Below are 13,336 nucleotides of genomic sequence, written 5' to 3' on the forward strand. Positions count from 1 at the left end.
TCGCCGTGGTCTCGTGCGTGCCGTATCTGAGCCTCAAGATCGCCTGGCTCGCGGGGAGTCACGTCGGCATCCCGGACGGCAGCCCCCTGCTGGAGCACCGCACCGCCGTGGCCGTGGCGAACGGCGTCACCGTGCTGATGGACGCGTGCGTGATCGTGCTGGCGCTGGTGCTGACCCGGCCGTGGGGACTGCGGCTGCCCGCCTGGCTGCTGACGGTGCCGATGTGGGTGGCGACCGGGCTGCTCACGCCGATCATGACGGGCTTCCCGGTGCAGCTCCTCGTCACCGCGTTCGGCGGCGCCGTGCGGACCACGGACGACGGCGGCCGGACCTTCCTGGACTCCTGGGTGTTCGTCGTGGTCTACGGCGGTTTCCTCGTCCAGGGCCTCGCCCTCGGGACGCTGTTCGCGCTCTACGCCCGCGACCGGTGGGGGCGGCTGTGGCGGGGCCGGCTGTGGGACCTGCCGCGGGCGGTCCTCGGCACCGCCGCGCAGAAGACGGTGGCCGTCGCCGCCGCCGTCCTCGCCGTGCCGCCGCTGGCCGCGCACCTGTTGTGGGCCTGCGGCGCCACCACCGGGCTCAACGCCGACCGGATCGCCGACCGCACCAGCGACTTCCACATCGTGGAGGCCCAGTCCGCCGTGTTCCTCGCCGTGGCCGTCGCCGCCGGTCTGATGCTGGCCTTCCGCCGCGGCCGCGCGCTGCCGGTGAGGGTGCCGCTCGCCCTGGCCTGGACCGGGTCCGCCGCCGCGGCCTGCTGGGCGGGCTGGCAGGCGGTGGCCTCGCTGGTCGTCACGGAGAGCGCGGCGGAACGGCCCACGGCGCTGATGAACCTCACCTACGCTTGCGGCATGATCGTCGGCTTCCTCGTCGCGGGCCTGGCCGCCCGCCTCCTCGTCGCGCGCGCGGCGGGCCGGCGCACGGCGTGAGCGCGTTCACCCGGGCCCTGTTCGGGCGGCGGGCGCGCCGGCGCTGGATCCATCTGATCCTCGGCGGCGCGCTCGCCATGCCGTACGTCTTCGTCGGCCAGCTGATCGTCGGGCCCGCCACCGACTCCCGGTACGTCTTCCAGGACCTGACCCTGCAACTGGCGTCGTTCGCCGTGGGACTGCCGCTCGCCGCCGTCACCGCCCTGTTCCCGCTGACCCGGCCCCTGGAGTCGGGCGCGGTGCGCTGGCTGTGCGGGGTGGCCGAGGACCGGCTCGCCTACGACCCCGCCCGCGGGCGCGCCGCCAAGGGCCGTACGGCGGCCTGGTTCACGCTGCATCTGGGGCTCGGCGGGATCGTCTCCGGGATGTCACTGGCGGTACCGCCGTTCGCGGTGTTCCTGATCCTGCTGCCCGCGCTCGCCCGGTTCCGCCCGGACCTGGTGGACCTGCCCGGACCGCTCGGTGGGACCTGGGCGCCGGCCCTGGCGCCGCTCGCCGGGGTGGCGTGTCTGGTGGCGCTGGCGGCCTGCGCGGCCGGGTGCGGCGCGCTGCTCGCCCGCTGGGCGCCCGCGCTGCTCGGGCCGGCACCCGAGGACCGGCTGGCCGCGGCCGAGCGGCGCGCCGCCGACCTGGCGGTGCGCAACCGGCTCGCCCGCGAGCTGCACGACTCCGTCGGCCACGCGCTCAGCGCGGTCACCCTCCAGGCGAGCGCCGCCCGCCGGGTGCTGGACAGCGACCCGGAGTTCGTCCGCGAGGCGCTGGCCGCGATCGAGGACACCACCCGGCGCACGGTCGGCGAACTGGACGCCGTGCTCGGTGTGCTGCGGGACGGCGACGCGCCCGGCACGGCGCCCGCGCCGACCCTCGGCGCCGACCTCGGCGCCCTTGTGCGCCGCACCCGCGCGGGCGGGCTGCGGGTCGACTGCGACCTGGGGGTCGACCCGGCCGCGCTGCCGCCGCTGGTGTCCCGCGAGGCGTACCGCATCGTGCAGGAGGGACTGAGCAACGCCCTGCGGCACGGTGGCGCGGGCGCGCGGGTCGCGGTGCGGATCGCGCGGGCCGGTGACCGGGTGGAGATCACCGTCGAGAACCCGCTGACCGGCTCCGCCCCGGGCCGGCCCGGCGGCGGGCACGGCCTGCGCGGCATCGCCGACCGGGCCCGGCTGCTGGGCGGCACCTCCGAGGCCGGTCCGGCCGGCGACCGGTGGCGGCTGTGCGTACGGCTGCCGATGAAGGGATGCGCGTGAACGACACCACGCAGACGGCCCGAGCGGTGCGGATCGTCCTCGCCGACGACGAGCGGATGGTCCGCACCGCGCTGCGCGCGATCCTCTCCGCCGAGCCGGACCTGGAGGTCGTCGGCGAGGCGGCGACCGGCGCCGAGGCGGTGTCGGTGGTGCGGGAGCTGCGGCCGGACGTCGTCCTGATGGACGTGCGGATGCCGGAGACGGACGGCATCCGCGCCACCGAGCGGATCCTGGGCACGATGGACGCGCCGCCGCGGATCGTGGTCGTGACCACGTTCGAGAACGACTCCCATGTGTACGACGCGCTGCGCGCCGGCGCCGCCGGGTTCCTGCTGAAGCGGGCCGACGCCGAGGCGCTGGTGCAGGCGGTGCGGCTGGTGGCGCGCAGCGACACCCTGCTGTTCCCGTCGGCCGTGCGGGCGCTGGCCGTGCGGCACGCGGACCCGGCGCCCGCGCCGTGGGTGACGAGGCTCACGGCCCGGGAGAGCGAGGTGCTGCGGCACATGGCGACCGGGCTCACCAACGCGGAGATCGCCCGGCGGATGGAGGTCGGCCCCGCGACGGTGAAGTCCCATGTGGCGGCCGTCCTCGCGAAGACGGGGGCCCGCGACCGCACCCAGGCGGTGATCGCGGCGTACGAGGCGGGGTTTCTGAGGAGCGGATGAGAAAACGGACGGACGGGAACGTTCCGGCCGATCCGCTCGTCTGTCCGGGCGCGATGAACAAGACGATCAGGCGCGCGTCGGTGCTCGTTCTGCTCCTGGTGCTCGCCCTGCTGGTCAGGGCGACGTGGGTGCAGTTCTACGAGGGCAAGGCGCTGGCGGAGGACAAGCACAACCGGCGGAACGCGATCGCGCTGTACAGCGAGCCGCTCGGCGACATCGTCGTGGCCGGGGAGGCGGTCACCGGCTCGGCGCGGACGAAGAGCGGCGACCTCAGATACCAGCGGACGTACAAGAACGGCGCGCTGTACGCGGCGGTGACCGGCTACAGCTCGCAGGTCTACGGCGCCACCCAGCTGGAGGGCATCTACCAGGACCTCCTGGACGGCACGGACAACCGGCTGAAGACCGTGCTGGGCACGGTCACCGGCGAGCGCGCCGAACCCGGCGACGTGATCACCACGATCGACCCGGCCACCCAGAAGGCGGCGTACGAGGCGCTGGGCGGCAAGAAGGGCGCCGCCGTCGCCATCGACCCGGAGACCGGGCGGATCCTCGCGGTCGTCTCCACCCCGTCGTACGACCCGACGGCGATCACCGCGGGGGACTCGGAGGCCTGGACGGGGCTCACCGAGGACCCCGGCAAGCCCATGACGAACCGTGCGCTGCGCCGGCCGCTGCCGCCGGGCTCCACGTTCAAGCTGGTCGTGGCGGCGGCCGCGCTGGAGGACGGGCTGTACACGTCGGTGGACGAGCGGACGGACAGCCCCGACCCGTACGACCTGCCGCAGTCCTCCGACGTGCTCACCAACGAGAACCCGGACGCGCCCTGTGAGAACGCCTCGATCCGGGTGGCGCTGCAGTACTCGTGCAACAACGTCTTCGGGAAGATGGCCGTCGACCTGGGCCAGGACAAGGTCCGGGCGATGGCGGAGAAGTTCGGCTTCAACGACGCCGAGCAGGACGTCCCGGTGCGCGCCTACGAGAGCGTGTACCCGAAGGACATGGACGAGCCGCAGACCGCGCTGTCCGGCATCGGCCAGTTCGACGTGACCGCGACTCCGCTCCAGATCGCCATGGTGTCCGCGGCCCTGGCCAACGACGGCAAGCTGGTCCGGCCGCACATGGTGTCGCGGATCACCGACCACAGCGGCGACGTGCTGGAGGACTACGACGACAACGCCTCCACCGAGGAGGTCGTCGGCCCCGGCACCGCCGAGCAGCTGCGGTCGGCGATGCGGACGGTCGTCGAGGAGGGCACGGGCACCAACGCGCGGATCGACGGGGCGACGGTCGGCGGCAAGACCGGTACGGCCCAGCACGGCGAGAACAACAGCAAGACGCCGTACGCCTGGTTCACCTCGTACGCCACGTCCGGCAGCTCCGGCGAGCAGGTCGCGGTGGCGGTCGTCGTCGAGCAGTCGGACGCGGCGCGTTCCGAGGTCAGCGGCAACGGGCTGGCCGCCCCGGTGGCCAAGGCCGTGATGGAGGCGGCACTGCGGGGCTGAGCGGGCGCCTCACCCGACGCCGGGCAGCGGAGACGGAGTTCGGTCCGCCATACGCCATTCGAAACCTCGTACGACTCACTGGTACAGTGCCGGATCTCGTCCCGGCGTACGGCTGTTCGACGCCGGGGAATCGCTGCGAGGAGAGACCGCTCGTGGGGACAGTCGTCGACGACGCCGCCTCCGTGGAGTTCCATGCCTTCTTCGAGCGCCACTACGCCGAACTCGCGCGTCTCGCCCATCTGCTGACCGGTGAGGCGGACGCCGCCGACGACCTCGCGGCGGACGCGCTGCTGGCGCTGTGGCACCGCTGGGACCGGGTGCGCGCGGCCGACCACCCGGTGGCGTACGCGCGCGGGGTGGTCGCCAACCTGGCTCGCACCCGGATCCGCAGCGCGGTGCGCGAGCGGCGCCGGATCGCCCTGTTCTGGTCACCGCGCGAGGAGCGGACCGAGAACCCGGACGTGGCCGGCGTCGTCGACGTCCAGGAGGCGCTGCGCAGGCTGCCGTTCCGCAAGCGGGCCTGTGTGGTGCTGCGGCACGCCTTCGACCTGTCGGAGAAGGACACGGCGCTCGCCCTCGGTGTGTCGGTGGGTACGGTGAAGAGCCAGACCTCGAAGGGAATGGCCGAGCTGCAGAGACTGCTCGGCACACGGCAGGCCTCGCAGCGGGTGCGTGCCGCGATGGCGCGGACCGGCCAGGCCGCGGGAAGGGACCGATGATGCGGCGGGACGTGCACGAGGAGCTGCGCGCCCGGCTGCGGGAGGCGGCCGAGGCGCATCAGCCGGACCGGGCGCGGATGCTGGCCCGGATCGAGCGCGGCATGGCCGAGGAGGTCCGCCCGGCCGGTCACCGGGCCACGCGTCCGCCGGTGTTCGGCTGGCTGCGGGTGGCGGGGGCGACGGCCGCGGTCGCGGGCGTGCTCGCCGCCGGAGGGCTCACGGTGGCGTCGGCGGTGAAGTCGGACGACGCTCCCCCGCAGGGCACGGTCGCGGTCACCGCGACGCCCACGCCGTCACCGGAGGCGACCCGCACGCCGCCCGCCTTCCCCGCGGAACCGTCGCCGAGCACCCCGCCCACGCGCGGTGAGCGGTCCAGCGCGCCGCCGTCGGCCACGGCGACGGCCGGCCCGGCGTCGTCGGCGCCCGCGCTGCCGTCCGCGGGTGCCGGGGTCGAGGACGGCCCGCTGTGGTCGGACGGCTCGGTGGACCCGCACAGCAACGAGTTCTGGGCGCAGAGCAACGTCACCCTGAAGACCGCCGAGCGACTGACCGCGCTGACCGTGGAGTTGCGGGTGGCGCAGACCGGAGGGGTGTCCTCGACGGGCGCCTGGCGGTCGCTGCCCGAGGACGACTTCGAGCTGACGGTCGGTGAGCGGGACGGCTTCCTCGTCTACACCTGGCGGCTGAAGGAGGGCCGTACGGTGCCGGCGGGCGAGTGGGTGTTCGCGGGGCAGTACGACCACGAGCGCGGCGGCCGGGACGCGAAGGACGACCGCTACGCGGCGGCGGCCCGCACCGCCTCCCAGACCCTCCAGGTGGCGGGCGACTTCGCGCCGCGGGACGACGACGAGGACGACGAGTAGCCGGCCGCGGGACGGCCCTGAGCGGTCCGTCCCGGGTGGCTCGGGGCACCCGCGGACCGCCTCCGGCGGACGCCGGGAAAAAAATTCCGGGAACGCGGCAACCCTTTCCCCGCCGGTGGCGACCAGGAGACGCAAGGATCCCCCACCACGCAAGGAATGGCATGACAGCACGAGCCGAACAGCGCGTCCGCCACCGCCGCCGCGTCACCAAGCGACGCGCGGCGATCGCCGGCGCCACCGCCCTGGGCATCACCGGGGCGGCGATCGTCACCACGACGATGCTGTCCACCGCGGGCGCGGCCTCCGCCTGGCCGACCGCCCAGGGCACCAAGGCCGTCAGCAGCACCATCCCCGTCTCCGGCACCTACGACGGCGGCTACCAGCGCTTCTACGGAAGCGGCGAACTCGGCGGCACCGGCCAGGACGAGGGCCAGGACCCGATCTTCAAGCTCGCCGACGGCGCGGTCCTGAAGAACGTCATCCTGGGCGCCCCGGCCGCCGACGGCATCCACTGCGCGGGCAGCTGCACCCTGCAGAACGTCTGGTGGGAGGACGTCGGCGAGGACGCCGCCACCTTCAAGGGCAAGTCCTCCTCGGCCGTCTACACCGTGCACGGCGGCGGCGCGCGCAAGGCCGACGACAAGGTCTTCCAGTTCAACGGCGCGGGCAAGCTGGTCGTGACCGAGTTCCAGGTCTCCGACTTCGGCAAGTTGGTGCGCACCTGCGGCAACTGCTCGACGCAGTACAAGAACCGCCAGGTGATCATCAACGACGTCGACGTCACCGCGCCCGGCAAGTCGATCGTCGGCATCAACGCCAACTTCGGCGAGACGGCCTCCCTGCGCAACGTGCGCATCCACGGCGACGCCAAGAAGAAGATCAAGCCGTGCACCCGCTTCCAGGGCAACAACACGGGTGCCGAGCCCAAGGAGCTGGGCACCGGCCCGGACGGCACGCACTGCCGCTACACGGCCTCCGACCTGACCTACGAGTAGCCCCCAGCCGCCGGTCCGAGCCCCCCTCGGCCCGGCCCCCGGTGCCGGCGCGAGCCCCCCTCGCCCGGCACCTCACGCCCCCGCCGGTGACGACCGGCGGGGGCGTCCCCGTACCCGGAGGGCGGCGGGCAGGCGCCCCGGGACCGGGCGAAACCGTGGGAAACTGTGGTCCGAGGACGACACCCGCATCGAGACCTACCACGTGGCCTACGCGACCGGCCCGGGTCCGCTCGCCCGTGGACGAAGCGGGGCACGATCCTCGTCAAGCGGCCCGAGTACGGCATCCTCGGCACCGGCCACCACTCGGTGGTGAACGCCCCCGGCACCGACGACTGGTACCTCGTCTGCCACCGCTTCGGCCTGAACGGCCCCGGCCGCCCGGGCGGGGACGGCACCCACCGGGAGACCACGGTCGACCGCATGGAGTTCGCGGCCGACGGCACGATCAAGCCGGTGGTGCCGACGCTGGAGTCGGTCCGCCCGGTACGGCGGTGAGCCTCACAGCACGCGGTCCAGCCAGGCGAACACCTCGTCCTGCATCCGCTCGTCGAAGACGTGGCCGGCGTCCGGCCACGTCCTCAGCAGCAGCCGCTCCGCCGCGCCGCACGACCGCCACACGGCCCGCAGCCTGTCGTACGCGACGCGCACGCCGTCCGCGGTGAACAGCCGGTCCCGGGCGCCGTGGAAGAAGAGCATCGGACGCGGCGCGGCGATGCTCGCCACGTCCGGGATGTCCAGGAACCGGGCCAGCCCGGGATGGAGCAGGTAGTACGCGGACTGCCCGCGCAGGGCGTTGTTGCCGGGCACCAGCATCTCCTTCAGGCCGGTCATCCAGCACACGCTCGCCGCGGCGGCGATGTCGTCGCTGAGCGCGGCCGTCTGCCAGGCCCGGTAGCCGCCCATCGAGAAGCCGACGGCGGCCACCCGGCGGGCGTCCACCCGGTCGAGCCCGGCGAGGAACCCCGCGGCGCGGGCGTCCTCCCGGGCCATGAGCCCGGCCAGGGAGGAGCCGAGCTGGAAGAAGTGGGCGGCCAGGGCCTGCTGACCGGTGTAGGCGAGCGGCCCGCGGTCGCCCCAGCCCGGCGCGTCCAGGCACAGCACGACATAGCCGCGCCGGGCCAGTTCGTCCCCGACGAACCGTCCGCCGTAACACCGCCGCGCCCACTGTGCCGCGGAAGCCCGCCGGGCCTCGTCGTCCCGGGGGCGGACCAGTTTCTCCTTGCCGATGTCGAACCGGGACCCGTGGTCGTGCAGCAGCAGCACCGCCGGGAACGGGCCGCGCCCGTGCGGGGTGAGCAGGGCACCGCCCACGCGTGCCCAGCGGGTGAGGGAGACGGTGACCGGCTCGCGCGTCACGCCGTCGTCCCCGGCGGCCGGCTCCCCGAACTCGGGCGCGTACGGCGTCCCGTCCTGCCGCCCGACCAGCAGGTGCTCCTCGACCACCGCCCGTGCCGCCCGCCGCCAGCCGGGGAAGTCCCGGACGGGCGAGGTGCCCCAGGCGAGCGGGAAGGACAGCTCGTCTGTGAGGGCGGCCAAAGGCCCGGTCATGCCGGCCCTCACGCGGACCGTCGCCTGATGCTCAGCACGTCTGCTGCTTCCACGGCCGCCAGTCGCCGAGGTAGGCGGCGCGGGAAGCCGACTCGGCCTGCTCGTCGGTGAGCTGGGGCCGGTTGCCGGGGACGGTGACGCGGGCGCCGGGACCCAGGTTGCGGTACTCGGCGAACCGCTGCTCCTGCCACGGGAAGGCGTTCGACATGTTCGCGTAGGGCGCGGCCGCGTCGATGCCGGTGCCGAGCCAGGTGTCCCGCACGACGAGGGACGGGCGGGCGGTGGGGTCGGAGCTGGGCACCCAGGGGCGGGCCAGCTTGTAGTACGCGTCCGGGGCCTCGCTGGTGATCCGGCCGCGGGTCACCAGGTAGCCGCGCGGGTTGGCGCCCGCCGTCGACGGGGCGAAGACGAAGCCGTACGGGGCGCCGGACAGGTCGGTGCGGTTCAGGGTGCGGAAGTGGCAGTGCTCGAAGACGGCGGTGGCGCGGCCGAAGACGAAGTCGACGTCGCCCTCGGCGTAGCAGTGCGAGAAGTACTGGCGGGCGAAGACGGTCAGCGCGGTCGTGTCGGCGTAGAGGGTGTCCTGGTGGCCGAGGAAGCGGCAGTGGTGGAAGGCGGAGCGGTCGCCCATGACCTTGAGGGCGACGGCCTGGGTGCCGGTGACGCCGGGGTGGTCGGCGCGCAGCCAGTCGTTGGCGAAGGTGATCCGGTGGGCGGTGAAGCCGTCGGCGCGGATCGTGGTGGTGGCCGAGCCGGAGGTGCCGTGGGTGCCGCCGCCGGGCTTGGGGGTGCCGGCCGCGTTGTCGTACACGATGACGACGGCGCGCGGGTCGTCGGCGGCGCCGATCCAGGTCATCTCCGTCCGGGTGGCGTCGACGGAGACGGTCTCGCGGTAGACGCCGGGCGCGAGGACGAGGGTGCGGCCGGTGCCGTCGGCGGCGTGCACGGCGGCCTGGACGGTGGTGAAGTCGCCACGGCCGTGCGGGTCGACGTACAGGGTGCCGGGGGTGCGGCGGGCCGCCGGGGAGCCGTACCGGCCGAACGGGCGGGGCTCGTGCGCGGCCCGCGCGGGGAAGGCGGTCAGGCCGAGCGCGGCGGCCGCGCCGGCGCTCGCCAGCAGCAGTCCCCGCCGCGACAGGGGGGAACGGAGGTGGGGCGAGGGCATGCGGGTGCTCCTTCGGAGTGCGGCGGCTCCGGCCGCGCTCGCGCGGGGCCGGGGCGGCGGTGCGCCCCGGCCCCGGCGAGCGGACGGGCCGGTCGGTGGTGCGGTGCCCTGGGCGGGAGGCGTCAGCAGACGCGGCCGGCGCCGGCGCGGTGGTCGACGATGCCGGGGACGGCGCGGGGGTGGTCGACCCGGGTGCGCAGGGTGGGCGTCCAGCCGGCGCCGGACTGGAGGGTCTCGGCGGGAATCTCCGCGTTGTGCACGGCGATCAGGTCGGTGAGCTTGCCGTTGACGTGGTTGTGCTCGGCGGTGAGCGGCGCCTCGCTCCACTTCTTCAGCACCTTCGCGGTGCTGACGCCGGGCGCGAGGGAGAAGGCGTTGTGGGTGGCGTACAGCCGGGAGTTCGCGCCGATGCCGAAGACGTAGCCGAACTTCTGGCCCTTGGTGACCACGAAGTGGTTGTTGTACGCGTCGACCTGACCGAACCGCACGCGCGGGGCCCGCTCGACGATGCCCTCGAAGCGGTTGTGGTGGAGGGTGACCCGCAGCTTGCCGGAGTCGGTGGCGCCCGCCCCGTCGCTGTTGCCGATGAGCATGGTCTTGTCGTGGTCCTTGAAGGAGTTCCACGACACGGTGACGAGGTCGCCGCCGCGCACCACGTCCACCAGTCCGTCGTGCTGCTGGTAGACCTTGCCGAAGTGGACCGGCAGGGAGCTGTCGGGGTAACGGCCGTCGGTGAGCGTGTTGTGGTCGATCCACACGTGGGTGGAGCCGTACACCACGACACCGTCGTACTCGGAGTTCCAGGCGCCGGTCCCGTTGTCGTCGGTGGGGTCCCACTGCGGGAAGCAGTCGACCGGGGCCTCGATGGTGAGGTTGCGGATGATGACGTTGTCGACGCCGCGGATCTGGAGGCTGCCGCCGCGGATCGCGGCGTCCCGGCCGACGCCGACGATGGTGGTGTCGGCGGGGATGTTCGCCTTGATGACCTTGTCCTGGTTGGCGGCGGACGCGGCGCGCAGGTCCTCCTGTTCGCCGCTGACCGGCTTGTCGTTGCCCCAGACGGCCGGGTCGTAGTCGGCGAGGTACTGCCGGAAGTCGTAGCCCTCGGCGGCGAAGGCGGCGCAGCCCTCGGAGACGGCGTCGATGACGCCCTTGACCTTGATGATCCTGGGCGCGCTGCCGCCGTCCGCGAGGGCGGCCTTGAACTCGGCCCAGGTGGTCACCGTGTAGACGTGCGCGGCGTCGGCGGCCGATCCTCCGGTCGTGCCGGTGCCGTGGGAGGCCCACCCGTCCCCGGCGGCCAGCACCTCACGGCCGAGGTCGCGGGGCCCGGCGTGGGCGGTGGCGGTCCCGGTGACGCCGAGGACCAGTGCGGCGCACCCGGTGAGCGCGACGCCCTTCACCATCGTGCCTGTGACATGCTCATGCCATCTACGTGCATCCATGCTGCGGCTCTCTCTTCTGCCATCTGACGGTCGGACGGATCACACGGCGGCCGGCGGCCAGCTGATCCAGGACTCGGGGATCTCCTCGTCGAGCCGGCGCACGTCCCGCGGGCCCAGCACCCGCGTGCGCAGCAGCTCCCGCACCACCAGCCGCGCCACGGCGATCGCGCCCGGCGGGTTGAAGTGCGTGTTGTCCTGCTCGGTCGCCGTCCAGTTGAAGTACGTCTTGCTCTCCTCGACGCCCAGCTCCTGCCACAGCGCCAGCGACAGCGCCTGCACGTCGAGCAGTGCCACGCCCTCCTCGCGGGCGAGCGCGCGCATCGCCGCCGGATAGTCGCCGTGGCTCGGCAGCGCCCTGCCGCCTGCGTCGAACCGGCGCCGCTCCACCGCGGTCGCCAGCACGGGCCGGGCGCCCCGGGCACGGGCCCCGTCGATGTACAGCCGCAGGTAGTCCTGGTACGTCGTCCAGGGCTCGGTGTACCGGGCGGGGTCGGCGCTCTTCTCGTCGTTGTGGGCGAACTGCACGATCAGGACGTCACCCGGCCGGATCTCCCCGAGAAGGACATCGAGCCGGCCCTCGTCCACGAAACTCTTCGAACTGCGCCCGTTCACCGCGTGATTGGCCACGGGCAGGTCCTTGCGCAGGAAGAAGGGGAACGCCATCCCCCACCCGGTCTCCGGCGCCGCGTCCGCGTACTTCTGCGCGGCGGTGGAATCCCCGGCGATGCAGATCGTCCGCCGCCGCCCGGAAGAGGCCTGCGCGACACCGTTCGCCGCGAAGGCGAGGGGAACGGCGGCGAGCGCGGCGGAGGCGACCTGTCTACGGGTCATGGACACGGTGGCACCTTTCGGAACAAGGGACGGCCCGCGGCCCGAAACCGACAGGCCGCCCCACGGCGAATCCGGAACCCTTACTGATTGCGCTGCTTCCACTCGGCCTGGGCCTCGTTCAGCTGCTCGGCCAGCGTGTCCAGGAACTCCTTCGCGCTCAGGTCACCCAGCAGCACCTTCTGGAAGTTCGGCTCGTTCTCCGCCTTGGAGATCGTGTTCCAGTCCGGCAGGTAGTACGGCAGCTGGACGATCGTGGTGGAACCGTCGCTCAGCGCCTCGGCCGCCAGCTTCGTCGGCTCCGCCTTCGACACCCACGCGTCCTTCGCGGCGTCCGTGTTCGCCGGCACCTGGCCCGCCGACTCGTTGAACTTCGAGTTCTCCTCGTGCGAGAGCGCGAACTCGATGAACTTCCAGGCGGCTTCCTTGTTCTTGGAGCTCTTGAACAGGCCCAGCCCGTCCACCGGGTTGGACACCTGCACCCGCTTGCCACCGGGCCCGGTCGGCTGCGGGATGCCCCGGAACTTGTCGGTGCCGAGCGCCGTCACGTGGTCCTGGTACGACCCCAGGTTGTGGTTCAGCATGCCGATCGTGCCGGAGTCCCACTGCGCGACCATCTTGGTGAAGTCGTTGTTGAGGTCGGCGGACGGTGTGACCTTCTTGTACAGCGCCGCGTACTTCTCCAGCGCCTCGACGTTCTTCGGGTCGTTGACCGTGGTCTTGTCGCCGTTCCAGAACGAGGTGATCCCGCTCTGCCCGTACATCGCGTCCAGGGCCTGGGCGATGGATCCGGCGCCGCCGCGGATGGTGTACCCGAACTCGTTCTTCTTGGCGTTCGTCAGCTTCTCGGCCGCCTCGAAGAAGCGGTCCCAGGTGGTCGGCTCCTCCAGGCCGGCCTTCTCGAACAGGTCGGTGCGGTAGTACAGCACACCGTTGTTCGCGGAGGTCGGGATCGAGTACAGGGTGCCGTCGCCGCCGCCCGCGGCCTTCATCGACTCGACCATGTCCTCGTTGAGTTTGCCCTTGAGCGAGGACCCGGCGAGCCGCTCGTCCAGCGGTTCCAGCGCGCCCTGCGCGGAGAACCCGGCGAGCATGGCCGCGCCGACCCCGCCGACGTCCGGCAGCCCGCCGCCCTGGATGGCCGTGTCGACCTTGGACTGGTACTCGGTGGAGGAGATGCCGACGTACTCGACGTCGATCTGCGGGTTCGCCTTCTCGAAGTCGGCGATGATCTCCTTCCAGATGTCGGTGCGGACACCGCCGTTGTTGTCCCAGAAGACGATCTTGCCCTTGCCGCTGCCCTCGGAGCCCTCGCCGCCGCCCCCACCGCTGCCGTCGTCGCCGCAGGCGGTGGCGGTGAGCGCGAGAACGGAGCCCAGGGCGACGGCGATGGCAGCGCGCCTGCTTCTGCGGATATTGATCTTCAT

The 13,336-nt window shown here is 73.1% G+C and carries 12 protein-coding genes and 1 pseudogene; 8 read left to right on the plus strand and 5 right to left on the minus strand.

All coding sequences use genetic code 11. The annotated features are described in order from the left end of the window. Positions 1 to 17 precede the first annotated feature (17 nt). The 8 genes and pseudogenes from AB0K92_RS15600 to AB0K92_RS15635 form a co-directional block, all read left to right on the plus strand. Positions 18 to 929 carry a hypothetical protein gene (locus AB0K92_RS15600; RefSeq protein ID WP_365923054.1) on the plus strand — a complete coding sequence of 304 codons (912 nt, stop codon included), beginning with the start codon at positions 18 to 20 and terminating at the stop codon, positions 927 to 929. Then, the gene (locus AB0K92_RS15605) at positions 926 to 2,176 is read left to right on the plus strand and encodes a histidine kinase (RefSeq protein WP_365923056.1); all 1,251 of its coding nucleotides are present in this window, start codon (positions 926 to 928) and stop codon (positions 2,174 to 2,176) included. Before AB0K92_RS15600 ends, AB0K92_RS15605 begins: the two co-directional genes overlap by 4 nt. Before the next feature lie 56 nt (positions 2,177 to 2,232). Beyond that, positions 2,233 to 2,841, plus strand: a complete 609-nt coding sequence (locus AB0K92_RS15610) for a response regulator transcription factor (protein ID WP_365923119.1) — start codon at positions 2,233 to 2,235, stop codon at positions 2,839 to 2,841. A 53-nt stretch (positions 2,842 to 2,894) separates the two neighbouring features. Continuing rightward, the gene (locus AB0K92_RS15615; protein WP_365923121.1) at positions 2,895 to 4,346 is read left to right on the plus strand and encodes a penicillin-binding transpeptidase domain-containing protein; all 1,452 of its coding nucleotides are present in this window, start codon (positions 2,895 to 2,897) and stop codon (positions 4,344 to 4,346) included. 152 nt (positions 4,347 to 4,498) lie between these two features. Further along, positions 4,499 to 5,065 carry a SigE family RNA polymerase sigma factor gene (locus tag AB0K92_RS15620; RefSeq protein WP_365923058.1) on the plus strand — a complete coding sequence of 189 codons (567 nt, stop codon included), beginning with the start codon at positions 4,499 to 4,501 and terminating at the stop codon, positions 5,063 to 5,065. After that, entirely contained in the window at positions 5,062 to 5,928 is an 867-nt protein-coding gene (locus tag AB0K92_RS15625) for a hypothetical protein (protein WP_365923060.1), read from the plus strand. The genes AB0K92_RS15620 and AB0K92_RS15625 overlap by 4 nt, the downstream gene beginning before the upstream one ends. Before the next feature lie 161 nt (positions 5,929 to 6,089). Further along, the gene (locus tag AB0K92_RS15630) at positions 6,090 to 6,923 is read left to right on the plus strand and encodes a pectate lyase (protein WP_365923062.1); all 834 of its coding nucleotides are present in this window, start codon (positions 6,090 to 6,092) and stop codon (positions 6,921 to 6,923) included. A gap of 163 nt (positions 6,924 to 7,086) precedes the next feature. Further along, a pseudogene (locus AB0K92_RS15635) lies at positions 7,087 to 7,418 on the plus strand (family 43 glycosylhydrolase); the annotation flags it as partial. A 3-nt stretch (positions 7,419 to 7,421) separates the two neighbouring features. Here the strand turns inward: AB0K92_RS15635 and AB0K92_RS15640 are convergent. From AB0K92_RS15640 to AB0K92_RS15660, 5 genes are all read right to left on the minus strand, one after another. Continuing rightward, positions 7,422 to 8,459, minus strand: coding sequence for a dienelactone hydrolase family protein (locus AB0K92_RS15640; protein ID WP_365923064.1), 1,038 nt, complete (start codon positions 8,457 to 8,459; stop codon positions 7,422 to 7,424). Between the two features lie 43 nt (positions 8,460 to 8,502). Continuing rightward, a complete protein-coding gene (locus tag AB0K92_RS15645; RefSeq protein WP_365923066.1) occupies positions 8,503 to 9,636 on the minus strand; it encodes a pectinesterase family protein in 1,134 nt (377 codons plus the stop codon). A gap of 122 nt (positions 9,637 to 9,758) precedes the next feature. After that, positions 9,759 to 11,081, minus strand: a complete 1,323-nt coding sequence (locus AB0K92_RS15650; protein ID WP_365923068.1) for a pectate lyase — start codon at positions 11,079 to 11,081, stop codon at positions 9,759 to 9,761. A 39-nt stretch (positions 11,082 to 11,120) separates the two neighbouring features. Further along, complete coding sequence (locus AB0K92_RS15655) at positions 11,121 to 11,918, minus strand: rhamnogalacturonan acetylesterase (protein WP_365923070.1); 798 nt, start codon at positions 11,916 to 11,918, stop codon at positions 11,121 to 11,123. A gap of 74 nt (positions 11,919 to 11,992) precedes the next feature. Continuing rightward, positions 11,993 to 13,336, minus strand: coding sequence for a sugar ABC transporter substrate-binding protein (locus tag AB0K92_RS15660; RefSeq protein ID WP_365923072.1), 1,344 nt, complete (start codon positions 13,334 to 13,336; stop codon positions 11,993 to 11,995).

Source organism: Streptomyces sp. NPDC052687 (genome assembly GCF_040678395.1).
Classification (GTDB): Bacteria; Actinomycetota; Actinomycetes; order Streptomycetales; family Streptomycetaceae; genus Streptomyces.